Origin of the sequence: Burkholderia sp. Ax-1719, from assembly GCF_011753055.1 — a bacterium.
Classification (GTDB): Bacteria; Pseudomonadota; Gammaproteobacteria; order Burkholderiales; family Burkholderiaceae; genus Paraburkholderia.
In genome coordinates, this window is sequence record NZ_VWWJ01000004.1 from 422,906 (window position 1) to 438,255 (window position 15,350).

14 protein-coding genes are annotated in these 15,350 nt (G+C 62.5%); 8 read left to right on the plus strand and 6 right to left on the minus strand.

The features are described 5' to 3' along the window. Positions 1-452: 452 nt before the first annotated feature. Entirely contained in the window at positions 453-707 is a 255-nt protein-coding gene (locus F3J17_RS11420) for a hypothetical protein (RefSeq protein WP_167057612.1), read from the minus strand. A 143-nt stretch (positions 708-850) separates the two neighbouring features. Between F3J17_RS11420 and F3J17_RS11425 the strand changes: the two genes are divergently transcribed. After that, positions 851-1,015: an H-NS family nucleoid-associated regulatory protein gene (locus F3J17_RS11425; RefSeq protein WP_205194727.1), complete on the plus strand. Its 165-nt coding sequence runs from the start codon at positions 851-853 to the stop codon at positions 1,013-1,015. 85 nt (positions 1,016-1,100) lie between these two features. Here the strand turns inward: F3J17_RS11425 and F3J17_RS11430 are convergent, their stop codons facing one another. From F3J17_RS11430 to F3J17_RS11450, 5 genes are all read right to left on the minus strand, one after another. Beyond that, on the minus strand, positions 1,101-2,150 hold the full coding sequence (locus F3J17_RS11430) for a hypothetical protein (protein ID WP_240160911.1): 1,050 nt from the start codon (positions 2,148-2,150) through the stop codon (positions 1,101-1,103). A 402-nt stretch (positions 2,151-2,552) separates the two neighbouring features. Then, positions 2,553-3,596: a fimbrial protein gene (locus F3J17_RS11435; protein ID WP_167057615.1), complete on the minus strand. Its 1,044-nt coding sequence runs from the start codon at positions 3,594-3,596 to the stop codon at positions 2,553-2,555. A gap of 23 nt (positions 3,597-3,619) precedes the next feature. Continuing rightward, positions 3,620-6,247: a fimbria/pilus outer membrane usher protein gene (locus F3J17_RS11440; protein WP_167057618.1), complete on the minus strand. Its 2,628-nt coding sequence runs from the start codon at positions 6,245-6,247 to the stop codon at positions 3,620-3,622. 46 nt (positions 6,248-6,293) lie between these two features. Beyond that, complete coding sequence (locus F3J17_RS11445; RefSeq protein ID WP_345891170.1) at positions 6,294-7,058, minus strand: fimbria/pilus periplasmic chaperone; 765 nt, start codon at positions 7,056-7,058, stop codon at positions 6,294-6,296. 62 nt (positions 7,059-7,120) lie between these two features. Beyond that, positions 7,121-7,687, minus strand: a complete 567-nt coding sequence (locus F3J17_RS11450) for a fimbrial protein (RefSeq protein ID WP_167057621.1) — start codon at positions 7,685-7,687, stop codon at positions 7,121-7,123. Positions 7,688-8,156: 469 nt separating this feature from the next. On the opposite strand from F3J17_RS11450, the gene F3J17_RS11455 reads away from it, so the two are divergent. The 7 genes from F3J17_RS11455 to F3J17_RS11485 all read left to right on the plus strand — a co-directional run bounded on the left by F3J17_RS11455 (position 8,157) and on the right by F3J17_RS11485 (position 15,189). Beyond that, positions 8,157-9,101, plus strand: coding sequence for a dihydrodipicolinate synthase family protein (locus F3J17_RS11455; protein ID WP_167057624.1), 945 nt, complete (start codon positions 8,157-8,159; stop codon positions 9,099-9,101). 300 nt (positions 9,102-9,401) lie between these two features. Continuing rightward, positions 9,402-10,553 (plus strand): branched-chain amino acid ABC transporter substrate-binding protein, encoded by a 1,152-nt coding sequence (locus F3J17_RS11460; RefSeq protein ID WP_167057627.1) that lies wholly within the window; start codon positions 9,402-9,404, stop codon positions 10,551-10,553. 86 nt (positions 10,554-10,639) lie between these two features. After that, positions 10,640-11,620 (plus strand): 4-hydroxyproline epimerase, encoded by a 981-nt coding sequence (locus tag F3J17_RS11465; RefSeq protein WP_345891176.1) that lies wholly within the window; start codon positions 10,640-10,642, stop codon positions 11,618-11,620. After that, the gene (locus F3J17_RS11470; protein ID WP_167057633.1) at positions 11,602-12,783 is read left to right on the plus strand and encodes an FAD-dependent oxidoreductase; all 1,182 of its coding nucleotides are present in this window, start codon (positions 11,602-11,604) and stop codon (positions 12,781-12,783) included. Before F3J17_RS11465 ends, F3J17_RS11470 begins: the two co-directional genes overlap by 19 nt. Beyond that, positions 12,776-13,042, plus strand: a complete 267-nt coding sequence (locus F3J17_RS11475; protein WP_167057636.1) for a (2Fe-2S)-binding protein — start codon at positions 12,776-12,778, stop codon at positions 13,040-13,042. The genes F3J17_RS11470 and F3J17_RS11475 overlap by 8 nt, the downstream gene beginning before the upstream one ends. Further along, positions 13,039-14,307, plus strand: coding sequence for an FAD/NAD(P)-binding oxidoreductase (locus F3J17_RS11480; RefSeq protein WP_167057639.1), 1,269 nt, complete (start codon positions 13,039-13,041; stop codon positions 14,305-14,307). Before F3J17_RS11475 ends, F3J17_RS11480 begins: the two co-directional genes overlap by 4 nt. 108 nt (positions 14,308-14,415) lie before the next feature. Further along, complete coding sequence (locus F3J17_RS11485; RefSeq protein WP_167057642.1) at positions 14,416-15,189, plus strand: AraC family transcriptional regulator; 774 nt, start codon at positions 14,416-14,418, stop codon at positions 15,187-15,189. Positions 15,190-15,350 lie beyond the last annotated feature (161 nt).

A 15,350-nucleotide genomic window follows, 5' to 3' on the forward strand; every position in this document is an offset into this window, starting at 1 on the left:
CGAGCACAAGCAACAATAAGATGATGAAACGAAAGGCGCGTACGGCTGAGGCAGCGGCATCCGCGGTTGTATCGGATGTCAGTCCTGCGCAGAAATTCTGGAAGCTGATGAGCGCGTCGTAGAAGTGCTGTCTACGGTCGGGCCAATCGACCAGACGTGCCCAGTAATGGGCATCCGCGTGTGAGCGCTTTGAAGGCGTTCTCTTGCGGATATCGCGTCGACGATGGCGATAACGGCTATGCAGGCGGCACGCACCTGTCGTTCAAGCCGCGCGCGATACCGACCTTCGCCGTAAGAAGAGCATTCTTTTTAGAGCGAAGCCATTAACCGGCGCGGGGCAAAGCGCAACCCAGCGCCGATTGCGCGTGACGCCTGACGCGTATTGAACGGCCATTAGTCAATTTGTGCGGGGGGATGAGACCGCCACGCCGCGTCATCGCAACAAGGACGCGTTAGTCGGAGCTGGGCGGCTCGATTCTGGTTTGTCGGAATCCGTTTGTTTCGATGAAGTCTGCCCATTCGTCAGGGTCCATTTCGTCGCCCATCGCGTTCACGTTGTCCCGATCGCGATACGCGACCACGCTAACCGTGAAAAACGGTTCCTCGCCTTCGTCCTCGTCCTCTACGTAGTTGGCTTCCTCAACGAAGATCTCTACGCCTTTGTCGTTCTCCCAGACAGAGTAGCGCTGCGGACATTTCATATTCATGCATCAACCTCTTCGATTCAGTTAGGTTAGCCCTCACATGCAAAACGGCGCATGGAAGGAAGCGCTGCAGTGTCTGTTGCAGGCGCGCTAGAAGCGGATGATACCCCTGTGCGATAGCGGCGCCCACGCTCAGTCGACAAGGTTTGCAGTATTTTGCGGCCGGTCTGCCCGCAAAATACTACGATCCGGTCACCGGCAACGAATGGTCGGGCAAGGGCAAGCGTCCTCGCTGGCTCGTGGGCACGCGCCTTGAGGACTCCGCGATCGATGCGCCCCAGCCGAAGGCGTGGTGGCAAGGCGACGAATGAGCCATATCCGCCTGCGCTCGCGTTGTTGCGCACATTTCACGCCACGCGACGGCTGACCGCTTCGAAATCATCGCGCCGTGGCTGCCTACGGCGAAGCTCTAGCCGCTGCTGTCTGCCGTTGGCTGGCAAGTTCCGCCGATGAATAGTAAATCAGCGGATTCGGCATGCGTGACGGTGTGGCGCAGGCTTCGATTGCGTGTGCGCGCGGCGGCGGGCACGCGGCCAGATCTTGCAGCATGGCCTGGGTACGTTCCTGATAGCGCGCAGCGGTTTCACCCGACGACGGCAGGCCGCCTGGCGTAATCAGGCGCATTTCGATCTTGCGGATCGGCACAGCCGCCGCAAAGGTACTCTGGTATTGCAGCACGACGCGTCGGCTGCTCAAGTCGACGGTGGCCAGTACCACGCGCATGGGCACCGGGATGATTGCCCCCGAGCGATAACGCAGCAGCACGTAGGGAACAAAACGTTGCGGCAGTTGCAGGTCGACGCGCGTGCCGGCGTCCGCGCGCACCCGCAGCACCGAACCGTCCGGAATGTAGTGCTGGGTTCGCCAGCCGTGTGTCACGCGTTGAGCGCCGACGCACGGCGCGTAGAAGAACTCGACTTCGTCCGCATCGTGGCCGGTGTAGATCATCGCGCCATCATTGCGCGCCGATAGCGACTTGATGCCAATATTGCCGCCACGGGAAGAAACCGCGACAAGCGTGCCGCCGCGCACGAAAACGCCCGTGTAAGGAAACCATGTCGTGCGCTGGTTTGCCACCGCGCCAAAGGGCTTGCATGCCGTCGACATCGTCTCGCCTTGCATATCGGCGGCGCCAGGAATGGGCTCGCCGGAGCGCACGTCCAGCAGGCGCAGTTTGCCAGGTGCATCGATGGCAAACGTCGCCTTCGCGTCCAGCGAGTAGTACGCGCCGGCCTGATCGTGGCCCGTGAACAGCTGGCTGGCCAGTGGCGAAAGGTTGGCGACTTCTGGCTCAAGTGACTGGGACTGCGAGGGCGTCGCCGGGGCGCAAGCGGCAAGCGCGAGCGCCACGCCAGCCGCCAGGGCGACCGTGCAACCGGCGGCTGGTGGTCGCCGGAGCCACAGCTGCAGCGCGTGGCGCGTGCTTGCGAAAAGTCGGCCGGTCAACGAATGGAATCGTCTGACCGAATGGAGAAGGAGGGGATTTCGGCGCTCGCTCATTTCCGCCTCGCAGTGGGTAGCGGGAATGCCATTGTCCCGGAACGCGCGAATCGACGGCGGCTATTTGCCAAACGATGAAGTTAGCAAAGGGCGAAGCCTTGCGGATGCTGCGCCGCGTGTCTGGATGGCCCGGCCACAGGTAGTGCACACTGCCATACAAAATTCACACAAAACGGAAAAGTAGTTGGGATTCCAGATGAAAAATGAGCAAGTAAACGATCGTTCTGGGCGCGGGCATCGTCGGCGTGAGGGAGGCGCTGCATCTGCAGGCCCACGCTGTGCGCGTCTGGCGAGGAGCACCGTACCGGTCCCAGTTTCACAAGACACGCCACGCTCGACCAAACCACCTCACTGATACGACATCGTAAAAGTCGCCACGCCGTTGATCGTCCCGGGGGTCAACGCCGCCGAAGTGCGCACGTACTGCGCGGACAGCGGGACGTCGTAGGCTCCGCCCGCAGTTCGGCCTGCCGACCATTGATTGACGTTGCCCGCTACTGCCGAATCCGGACCGTAGGCAACGGCCGTTGCGCCATTCACAATCTGCAGCGCTACGCCGCCGGCCGTCGAGCCAGGCGCGGCGCCAAGCGTCGTGGACCGGTTCGCGGGGTTGGACGCATCGGTCAAGGTGACCGCCACGTTCACGCCCGGATCGCAGTCGAGCGCCAGCGCGAATGGCGTTGCTCCCGTGGTGGCGCCGACGCTTCCGAGATCCTTCGTCCTGGCTTGTGGCAACGTGACCTGAATGGCCGATTGCTTGACCGAGCAGGCGATGCTGCTGAAACTGCCCGAAGCGGAACCACTGTACAGGTTGCCCCATGGATACGTGCCCGACTGATTGTTGATGTAGTTGGTTACCGATAGAGCCGGGATCGTTGTCAGCGCACCGGGCGATATTGCGCCGGTCTTGATGAACTGTACGGCGACGGTCAGCATGTAGTTGTATCCCGGTGACGCAGCCGCAACCAGTTGATGACAGGTCACCTGGGTTGAAGTTTTCGATACGGCCAATGGCAGGCCGTTGCACGACGTGCCCGCGCCATTGGTAATCGTGTACTGCACGCCGATACCAGGCACATTGGTTTGATATACGTTCTTGTAGCCGGATATGAGCGTGCTCGGCTGCGGGGCAAAGGCGACGAAAATATCGCGGTCGCAACAGGGGTCACCTGGGCAATTGAAGCTGAATGACGTGGGATAGGAAGCGGTCGTGCTGCCGATGGGCGCATCGCGGCCAAAGCTGTTGGCGCCAATCACGGGCGTGTAACTCGATAAACTTGTCACATCGCACGAAATGGTTCCAGCGTGGGCTTTGGGCGCGCCGAATAGCGCGGACAGTGCGACTACGAAGGAGAGCAGCAGCAAAATAGAGCGGTGCCAGGCGGATTTCATAGTGAGTTTTTCTCCAGGTAGTTTCAGTCGGTTGCGCCGTGATTTCCGTTTGAGGCGGTGACGCCTGAGGGTGCGGGCAGGCAATGCGATTCGACGCTGTCGTATGCCTCTACGGCGTCGCTCTTTTTTGCTTTGGTCGGCAGCGCATACCGGATGCTGCATTGCTGGCCGTTTTCGCCCCATTTGACGACGAGCGTGCCGCTGTCTTCGATGCCGCGCACGAAAATGCGGCTGTCCTGTGCGACCGTGCCGACACTGCGCCCGTTCTGGTCGGCCACATCGGCTCCGAACGGCAACGGTTCGCCACTCGATTGCGGCGCGCGGATCAACGCGGCCCGGCCGTTCATCGTCTTGTACTTGAGCATGACGATCGAGCCAAAATGAGGCGCGGTCTTCTCTGAAGTTGATTCGAACTCGACATCGGCGGACGTGCCCTTGGGATCGAGATCGACGGTATTCATGCCGTACGGTGTGAGGTAGGGCACCACCGCGTAGCCGTGGCTATTCACTTTCACGCCTGTGGCGTTTGATACGCTGGCGCCTTCCGCGCCTTTTGCTTCCACCACGGCGAAGGTGTCGCCAACGGTTTGCGAGAGCGTGATACCGCCTGGGTGCGCGACGATCGAGCCGCTCGCGCCCACCGATACCTGGGACGAGCGAACGCCGCCGCTCGCCGAGGCATTCAACTGCGCGTAAGGCGTGCGCCAGGCGCCGCTCGCCCCGGCAGTTGCGTTGGTTGAAGCGGACGAGTCCTGGGTTGCGCTGCCGTATGCGTTGTACGAATACTGATTGTGCTCGCCTGCTGTTCCGCTGATGTTGGCCTGCAGGTTCGACGATCCGCTGCCGAGATTCAGGTTCGTAGTCAGTTGCGGGGCGTGCTGCGAATGACCAAGCGGGATCGACGTGCTCAGCATGATCTCGTTCGACATCGTGCCGCTGGCGTCACGCATGCGGTTTGCCGACACGCTATACGTGCCGTACTTGAAGACGTTCGAATAGCCGACCTGATAAAACAGGTCGCGCCCCGGGCGGTTCCAGTAGCTCTGCGACGATACATCTGCGTACACGGAGCCATGATCTTTGAGCGACTGGTTCAGCGTGAGCTGCAATCTGCCGCGCTGACGGTCGGTTGTGTCGCCGGTGGTGCCGTGCATGGCCACGTCGCGCACGCGAGCAGCGTCGGCAAAACTCAGATAGTTCGCGCTCGAAAACCGATACGCGCCAACCGAAATGTTCGTGTTGGTCGAGTCCACCAGCTTGCTGTAACCGATGTGCAGGCTGTATCCCTGTGCCGTCGAGGTTCCCGGGATTTCGGTGCGTGCCGCTGTCACGTCGGAGGCGAACGCGCCATATTTCGTGTTGAGCGCCGCGCCCATATTCACCGCCGCATAGCCGGTCGACGCGATCGCGCCGCCGTACAGTGTGACGGAGTTGGTGATGCCACGCTGCACGGTCACTTGCGCGAATTCAGGTTTGGTTTCCAGCGAGTCGTCGCGCAATTGACCCGCCGTGAAAGCAAAGCGAGTCGTGCCGGGTCGCAGCAGTTGCGGCACCGACGCATACGGCACGCTGAACTGCTTCGTGCGGCCGTCGGCCTCTGTGACGGTGACGTCGAGATTGCCGCCATAGCCGGTCGCATAGAGATCGTTGATCTCGAATGGCCCCGGCGGCACGGTCGTTTCGTAAATCACCTGGCCGTTCTGACGCACCGTTACGCGAGCATTCGAATCGGCGACGCCGCGAACGAGCGGCGCATAGCCGCGCAGCGACTCGGGTGACATGCGGTCGTCAGTGGCGAGCTGGGCGCCGCGAAACGACACGCTGTCGAACACATCGCCCGTGGTCTGCGAGTCGCCGAAGGTCGCTTGTGCGCGCAGCTTCGGTACGTCGTGCTGCACGTAGGTCGCGATGTTGTCGAGCTGTGTCGGCTGGCCCGTTCCGGACGTGATCGACGACTGGTGACGGAAATGCCATCCGCCCACATTCACACCGGCGTTCAGGCCAAGATATTCCTGTTGCGAGCGCACACCATTGCCGTTCGCGCGATATGCGCTGGCGTTGTAGTTCAGAAAAGCGGCGCTCACGCCGTTGTCCCACAACTCGGGCGGCACATAGCCGCGCGCCGTGTTGCGCATGTACTTTTGCGGAACCGTAATGGCGAGCTTCTGCTCTTCGAAGTCGAAGTCCGCTTGCGCGCCCGGAATCGCCGTGCTTAAGTCGACGCACGCGTCGGCTCCGATTTTTGCGAAGTCCTTGTTATCAATCCCAACCTTCGCGAAATCGACGCCATACTTTTCAAGCGTGATGCGAGTGAGGCAGGGGCGTGCGCTGCCGCCGTCGGGCGCTGCGTCAAAGCGCAATTCGTCATGTGCCACGCGGGCGTCGTTCATCCAGACGTCCACCACATAAGCACCGGGCGTGACCAGATTGCCTTGCGAGATGCGCGGGATGTCGACGCTTTGTTTCGGGTCGACCTGCAGAAAGATCGTGTCGAATTCGGTCTGTTTTCCGGTTGGCGCTGCCACCGCGTCGCTTGCACCTGTGAAGCCTAGCAGCCCAAGCACGGACAGGACGATAGCCGCGGACGGCTTCAGCCTGAAGGCGGGCGAACAGGTGGCCGCTGGCGACGGTGACGGGTGGCGTAATCTCATGGACTGCGAATCAATAAGAAAAAGAAAGTTGGTGGAAACGTCTGCGTCATGGGGCGAGCGTCGCGTCACCTTCGATTGCGCCGCCAAAATCGTTGATGGCGATGTAGTGGACCTTGCCGCCGTGTACGCCACTCATCTTCGGGATGTCGATGAGGCTTTGGCCTTTGGGCGTTGCCATGCCACCCTTGTCGTTCCTGTAGATGTGGCCGTCCGCGAGCACGCTGATCTCACTGAACGAAACGTGATACGCCGTAGGGTTCGTGACGGCCAGTGATTGACCGCTTCCCTGGTTCGCGGGAACGACCTTCCAGTCGAGCTGACGCGGTGCTTCGTCTGGATTGCCCGGCAGCTTTTTGGGGCGCACGAAGACCTTGAGACGTGTCCGGTACGCGAACCGCAGCGTGTTGGCGCCTGGCTGCTCCTCCGCTTTGGGCGGGATGTCCAGCACGTTGAGCCAGTAGACGGACTCGCGATCCTGGGGCAACGCGGCGCCGCCATAGATCACGCGTAGCGTCTGCGATTTGCCCGCGTCCATGCGGAAGATGGGCGGGGTGATGACGAAGGGCGCCTTGCTGTCAGCGGGCTTTTCGTTCGCGTCGCCGTCGTCGATCCACACCTGGACCAGTGACGCGTTGGCGCTATCGTTGGTCAGCTTGACGGAAACTTCGCGTTGATCCATGGGGTACACGACGCGTGTTCCGCCAACAACCACGCTTGCCTGAGCGACTCCTGTCACCAGTGCAGCACTCGTAATAAGCAATGCGAAATACTTTCTCGCTTTTTTCATCTCACTCACCATGGACTTCGACATTGGAATCAAGTCGCCCGATGGCGCCGGCCGCAGGCCTGCCGGCGCGGCGCCAGTCGATGCGCTTACTGATACTGCATCGTGTATTGCACCGACGAGTTGACGTTACCGGCTTGTGCCTTCCCGGTTGCGTAGTACTGCGCGAAGTACTGGAGCGCCGCATTGCCGCTCGTGATCGTCGCGCCGTTTGCGGCCAGCGTGTTGTTGGCGCCGGTGACGACATTGATCGGCTGCATGGAGGCGTTCAGCAGGCGGACCTCGACATTTTGTGCAGGCGAAGCGCTCGCCTGGTTCAGCAGATAGCCGCTTGCCTGGTCGACGGTAGGACTGTTTTCGAAATGCGCCACGGCCTTCGTCGCCGTACCCGAGCAACCGCTGATGTTGAACTGGATGTCGCCGGGGTTCGACGTGCCGGCAATGGCGCCAGCGGTTGCCAGGGAGCCGGTCGGAACTGCAGGCAAGGTCACAGCCAGATCGGCGGGCGTGCCCGACGCTGCACCGTTGATCGAGCAGGTCGTGTCGGTGACGGTGCCGTTGATCGTGATGGTGCCGTCAGCGGCATAAGCCGACATCGCGGACAGGGCGGCAATGGCTGCGCCAGCAAGCATGGCAGCGAGTTTGGTTTGCTTCATTCAAGACTCCATGTGACAAATCGGCGGAATGACTAAGGTGTGTTCGTTTGGGGGCACCGCCGGCGCCCGATCGTTTGATCGCGCTTGACCCGAAGACCATCTTAGAAATCCTGGGTGGCCAGGTCTTTAGGAGGAGTTCGATTCAGAGATAGGCGTGAGCGTGCCGGGACGCTTCAGCTTTGCGGGATGGGGAGGGGAGATGGGGGCAGATCGTGCGCAATGTCGCCCCTATGCAGAAATCGTCATCAGAACCGGGCCACGGAAGCAAGACGGCTATTTCTGCGTTGCCTACGATTAGCGCCATGAACACGGTCGCGGCAATCGGCTCACGGACGAGGCAGCGACCCCACGCCCCCCGTCGCCGATGGCGGCCCCGATGCGGGCCGCGTCCCGCTTGCCGGGACGGCGTGTTCTACGAGCGAGCATTCCGCAATGCGGCTTCCAGATTATTGAGGATCCATAGAACATCATGAGCAACAACATCTTCACGGGTACGATTCCGGCCCTCATGACGCCGTGCAAGGCAGATCGCACGCCCGATTTCGACGCACTCGTCGCCAAGGGGCGCGAACTGATCGATATCGGCATGTCGGCGGTCGTGTACTGCGGCTCGATGGGCGACTGGCCGCTGCTGAGTGAAGCGCAGCGTCAGGAAGGCGTGGCGCGCCTCGTGGCAGCCGGCGTCCCGACCATCGTCGGCACGGGCGCCGTCAACTCGAAGGAAGCCGTGTCGCATGCCGCGCACGCGGCGAAGGTGGGCGCCAGCGGCTTGATGGTGATTCCGCGCGTGCTGTCGCGCGGCGCATCCCCGGCTGCGCAGAAAGCGCACTTTTCGGCGATTCTCGAAGCCGCGCCCGCGCTGCCCGCGGTGATCTACAACAGCCCGTACTACGGCTTCGCCACGCGCGCCGATCTGTTCTTCGAACTGCGCGCGAAGTATCCGAACCTGATCGGCTTCAAGGAATTCGGCGGTGCTGCGGACATGCGCTACGCCGCCGAGCACATCACCAGCCAGGACGACAGCGTCACGCTGATGGCTGGCGTCGACACGCAGGTTTTCCACGGCTTCGTCAACTGCGGCGCAACGGGCGCGATCACCGGCATCGGCAATGCGCTGCCGCGTGAAGTCCTGCAACTGGTCGACCTGTGCCGCAAGGCCGCCAAGGGCGATGTCACCGCACGTCGTCAGGCGCGCGAACTGGAATCGGCACTCGCCGTGCTGTCCTCGTTCGACGAAGGCACCGATCTGGTCCTCTACTACAAGTATCTGATGGTCCTGAACGGCGATAAGGAATATACGCTGCATTTCAACGAGACCGATGTCCTGAGCGACGCGCAGCGCAACTACGCGCAAACCCAGTATGCGTTGTTCCGCAACTGGTACGCGGGCTGGTCGAAAGAGGTGAATGCCTGAGGCTTCAGGATCGCTGGCAGTCGTAGTACCTGCTGCGAAGCAGCAAACGAAAGCGCCCTGTTGGGCGCTTTTTCTTTGTCGGCTCTATTAAGGAAATGCTGACTGGCGCTATGCCGATTTCTGCATTTCCGGTGTCGAATTTCGTCAAGACTCCTCGATTTTTGGAATCTTATATTGCTCCCAGCCCACTACCGGTCGAGCCGGAACAGCGCGAGGCAAGTACCCGCAACGGCCACGGAGCCACTGCGCCACGGAGGCTGCGGGTCACGGGGTTTTCCATTATCGAGGAGCACGACAACAATGCAATTTCAGCGAACGGCTATTTCCAGCGCGTTAGTCATGGGCCTGGCCCTGGCTGGCGCACCTTGCTCCTACGCGGCGTCGCCGGTCGATATCAAGATCGGCTTTGCCGCGCCGCTCACCGGCGGTCAGGCGCACTACGGCGCGGATTTCCGCAGCGGCGTGCAGCTCGCCATCGAGGACATGAACGCGACTAATCCCGTCATCGGCGGCAAGCCTGTGCGCTTTGTGCTGGACGCCCAGGACGACCAGGCCGACCCGCGCACAGGTACGACCGTTGCACAGAAGCTGGTGGACGATGGCGTGGTGGCGGTGATCGGCCACTACAACTCGGGCACCAGCATTCCGGCCGCGCCGATCTACGCGAAAGCGGGCACGCCGCAGATCGCCATGGCGACTTCGCCGACCTACACGCGCCTGGGCCTGCCCACGACTTTCCGTCTGCTGACCTCGGATACGCAGCTTGGCAGCGTGCTGGGCGATTACGCCGTCAAGGGCCTTAAATTCAAGCGCCTGGCGATCATCGATGACCGCACCGCATATGGCCAAGGCGTGGCGGAAGAGTTCACCAAGGCGGCCAGGGCAGCGGGCGCAACCGTCGTGGACGAGGAATATACAAGCGACAAGGCCGTGGATTTCCGCGCGATTCTCACCAAGATCAAGGCTGCGAATCCCGATGCCGTCTTCTACGGCGGCGCCGATACCCAGGCCGCGCCGATGCTCAAGCAGATGCGCTCGCTGGCGATCAAATCCGTGCTGATCGGCCCGGATATGCTGCAGTCCGACAATCTCATCAAGGTGGCGGGCGAGGCTTCGGAAGGCACGCTGGCGGCATCGGAAGGCAGTCCGCTGGCGCAGATGCCGGGCGGCAAGGCATTCGGCGAGCGCTACGCGAAGCGCTTCAACCAGCCCGTGGAGTTGTACGCGCCGTACGCCTATGACGGCACGATGGCCGTGTTCAACGCGATGAAGAAGTCCGACTCCACCGATCCGCATGTCTTCCTCACCGCGCTGAAGGCAACCAACATGAAGGGCGTCACCACCAGCGAGCTGGCCTACGATCAGTACGGCGATCTCAAGTATGGCGGTGTGACTGTGTACAAGGTCGTCAATGGCGCGTGGAAGCCGTTGCAGACCGTGGGTACGAAATAAGGGGGCAACGCGGTTTCCGCCCTGTGCAGAAATCGTCATCGCTGCGGGGCCGTTCGAACAAGACGGCCTTGCGGTCGATGCCTACGATTGTCGACATGAACACCGTTACCGTTATCGACTCCCATACCGGCGGCGAGCCCACGCGGCTCGTCGTCGAAGGCGGCCCGGATCTGGGCCGCGGCCCGCTCGCTGAGCGGCTTGAAATCTTTCGGCGCGATTTCGATCACGTGCGCGCAGGCGTGGTCAACGAGCCGCGCGGCTCCGATGTGATGGTCGGTGCGCTGCTCTGCGAACCGCACGATCCCAGCTGTTCGGCTGGCGTCATCTTCTTTAATAACGTGGGTTTTCTCGGCATGTGCGGGCACGGCACGATCGGATTGATCGTTTCGCTCGCGCATATGGGGCGTATCGCGCCCGGCGTGCATCGCGTCGAAACGCCCGTGGGCGTGGTTGAAGCCGAATTGCACGACGACGGCAGCGTGAGCGTCCATAACGTGCCCGCCTACCGTTATCGCACGGAAGTGCCGCTGGACGTGCCGGGCCTTGGCCGCGTGCATGGCGATATCGCCTGGGGTGGCAACTGGTTTTTCCTCGTTTCCGATCACGGCCAGACGCTCGACTTCGCGCAGGTGGAGTCGCTTACGGATGTCGCATGGAAAATCCGCGCGGCACTCGAAGCCAACGGCATTACTGGCGAAGGCGGTGCGTTGATCGACCATATCGAACTCTTCGCGGATTCCAGCGTGCCGGGCATCGATAGCCGCAACTTCGTGCTATGCCCCGGTAAGGCGTATGACCGCTCGCCATGCGGCACGGGCACCAGCGCGAAAATCGCCTGTCTGGCAGCGGATGCTGTTCTTGCGCCTGGCGCGATCTGGCGTCAGGAAAGCATCATCGGCAGCGTGTTCGAGGCGAGCTACGAGCCGTACGAAGCTTCACGCGCAGACGCGCAAGACGCGGGCCGGAGCTACGTGCGCCCGAGCATTCGCGGTAGCGCTCACGTTAGCGCCGAAGCGAAGTTGATCTTCGCCGCCGACGATCCCTTCGCATGGGGCATCCGCGCGTGAGCAAGCCGTTGCATTCGAGTCCCGATGTGATCGTGGTGGGCGCGGGCATCGTCGGCGCGGCTTGCGCGCACGAACTGGCGCAGCAGGGCGCGGATGTGCTCGTGCTTGACCGCGCAGGCGTTGGCGGCGGCGTGACGGCGGCAGGCATGGGCCATCTGGTGCTGATGGACGACAGTCCCGCCGAGTTTGCGTTGTCGGGGTGGTCGCGCGATCTGTGGCTCGATCTTGCGCCGCGCCTGAGCCAGCGCGAGGCGTTCGTGCGTTGCGGCACGCTCTGGGTGGCCGTTGACGACGAGGAATACGAACTCGCGCAAACGCGTCAGCAGGCGCTTGCGGCTGCGGGCGTAGCGTGTACGCTGCTCGACGCCCAGCAGGTGCGCGAAGCCGAACCCGCCTTGTGCGAAGGCCTGCGCGGCGGCATGCTGCTCCCCGACGACGCCGTGGTCTATGCGCCCGCTGCCGCCGCGTGGCTGCTCGCGCAGCCGGTGAAAGGGCGCGTGACGTGCCGGCTCGATGCGCAGGTTGCGCGCGTGGATCGCCAGGGTGTGGTGCTGGCCAACGGCGAAACACTCGCGGCGGGCGCGGTGCTGCTGGCCAACGGTCTGCAGGCCGCCGATCTGCTACCCGGTTTGCCGATGCAGGCAAAAAAAGGACATCTGATTATTACGGATCGCTATCCCGGCACGATCCGCCATCAGATTCTGGAACTCGGCTATATCAAGAGCGCACACAACGCGAGCGGCACTTCGGTGGCCTTCAATGTGCAGCCGCGCCCTACGGGGCAGATCCTGATCGGATCGTCGCGCCAGTTCGACAGTGTCGATCCGGCCATCGAACCCGAAATCCTCGCGCGCATGCTGCGCCGCGCCGCGCAGTATCTTCCCGAATTGCCGACGCTCAACGCCATCCGCGCGTGGACCGGTTTTCGCCCTGCAACGAGCGATGGCTTGCCGCTGATCGGCCCAGCGGGGCCATTTACGAGCGACACCTGCCACCGATCCACGTGGCTCGCGACGGGGCATGAAGGCCTGGGTGTAACGACCGCGCTCGCCACGGGCAAGCTGATTGCCGCGCAAATGCTCGATCTGGGCGATGTATTGCCCATCGACCCCGCGCCGTATCGTCCCGCGCGTTTCGCAGAAGCCGGAGTCAGCCATGCCTGAGATGTTGACGCTCGATGTAGATGGCCGCAGCGTGCAGGTCGCGCGCGGCAGTTCCGTGGTGGCCGCCATCGCGCTCGCGACCGGCAATGCTGGCGTAGTCACGCGCGAATCGGTGAGTGGCGCGCAACGCGGGCCGTTGTGCGGGATGGGCGTGTGCCAGGAGTGCCGCGTGACGATAGACGGCGTGCGCCATCGGCTCGCATGTCAGACGCTCTGTGCGCAAGGCATGGACATCAGGACCGCGAGGTCTTCGATATGAATTTCGATATCCTTATTATTGGTGCGGGGCCAGCGGGTTTGAATGCCGCGCGCGTCGCTGCGCAGGCGGGCGTGACAGTCGGCATCGTCGATGACAACGCGCTGCCGGGAGGTCAGATCTGGCGTCAAGGTCCGCAGCATCAAGCCAAAGGCCGGGCGCGCGATGCCATCGACGCGATACGTGGTGCGGCGAACGTCACGTATCTGAGCGGTACGCGTGTCGTGCAGGCTCAAGGTGCCGGCCGCTTGCTGGTGGAGGACGCCGAACGAGGCTTCACCGTTGGCTATAGCAAGCTGATAATCGCCACCGGGGCGCGCGAGCGCTTTCTGCCGTATCCTGGCTGGACGCTGCCGGGCGTGACGGGAGCAGGGGGCTTGCAGGCGCTCATCAAGGGGGGCCTGCCGGTGCGCGGCGAGCGCATCGTGATTGCCGGTACCGGGCCACTTTTGTGGGCCGCTGCAGTGACGGCGCGCGAACAGGGCGCGCAGATTGCGGCGATTGTCGAACAGGCGTCTGCGCTGGCTGTGCGCGGGTTTGCGGCGTCGCTCATCCACACGCCGGCAAAACTTGTACAGGCGGCGCGCATGCGTTTCGATCTACGTGCGACGCCGTATCTGTGCGGCGCGCACGTGAGCGCCGCTCAGGGCGACGGAAAGCTGGCGCAGGTGACGGTGCAGCAGGGGCACAAGCAAACTCAGATCGCCTGCGACCGGCTTGCGTGCGCCTTTGGTCTCGTGCCCAATACCGAGCTGGGTACGGCGCTGGGCTGCCGGATCGAGGAAACGCAAGGCGTTGCCGCGATCGTCGTGGATGAATTGCAGGCCAGCACGCAGGCGAATATCTATGCAGCCGGAGAGTCCACGGGCGTGGGCGGCATGGAATTGGCTTCGCTGGAAGGACAGATCGCAGCGCATGCCGCGCTCGGCAACGTCACGCAGGCGCGTACTTTGTTTGGCGAGCGTGAGCGCTACCGTCGTTTCGCTGCGCGGATGCACGCGGCCTTCGCGCTTGATCCGCAATTGCGCGGCCTCGCCACGCCCGACACCGTGCTATGCCGCTGCGAAGACGTGCGGTTTGCGGATGCCGCGCAGCATCGCAGTTGGCGCGACGCCAAACTGCACACGCGCTGCGGCATGGGACCGTGCCAGGGCAAGATCTGCGGCGAAGCCGCCGCGTTCTGTCTGGGCTGGTCGCGCAACGGACCGCGCCCTCCGTTCTCGCCCGCGCGCATCGGCACCTTGATGGAGGCGCAAACGCAGGCGTGAAGCGCTCATACGGGCGGTGCAAAAGCGCCGCCCGTTTTTTCTTTGCAGGTGGGCAAGCGCGGGCGGCGAAGGCATAATCGAGCCGATCCCGACTTGCCACGCCTTGCAATGCCCGACCTGCTCCTGCCCGCCCTTAGCGCAAACACGACGCTCCCGGAGATGGTGGCGCATTTCTCCCTGCTCGAACCGCTGTTCGACGCCATGCCCGATGTGGTCTTCTTCGTGAAGGACCATGAGGCGCGCTACGTGATCGTTAACGCCACGCTGGCGACGCGCTGCGGTTGCAAGGATCGCCGCGCATTGCTGGGCAAGACGGCGGCCGAGGTGTTCCCCTCGCGCTTCGGGCACATCTACATGGAGCAGGACGAAGCGGTAGTGCGTGATAACAGCCGCCTGATCGACCAGCTCGAATTACATCTTTATCCCGGACGCCAGCCCGGCTGGTGCCTGACCTCCAAGGTGCCGCTGCACGACGCGCAAGGGCGCGTGCTGGGCGTCGCCGGTATCTCGCGCGATCTGCAGGCGGCGGAGGGCACGCATCCGGCGTATCAGCGCGTGGCCCTTGCGGCGAAATATATCCAGGACAACTACGCGCAGCCCCTGAAACTTTCGAATCTGGCGACGCTGATCGATATGTCGGTGGCGCAGGTCGAACGCTATTTCCACAAGGTCTTTCACCTCACGCCGCGTCAAATGCTGCTGAAGACGCGGCTGGATGCAGCATCCGAACTACTCGCAAGCGATTCGACGATTACCGAAATCGCCACACGCTGCGGCTATAACGATCACAGCGCATTCACGCGCCAATTCAAGGCTACTGTGGGACTGACGCCGAGCCAATATCGTGCGCTGCTGCATCCGCAAGCGACGCCAGCCGAATAAAAACCATCGAGCGGCCCCACCAGTATCACGCTCAAAAATCTAAGTGTTGTCCCCGATAGCGTTAACGCAAGTGATTCGTTCATGCGTGCGCATATCCGTCATTGTGCCGAATTCGTCACGCTGAGACGCGAAAGTCCTCAAGCCGAACCGAATATGGATAG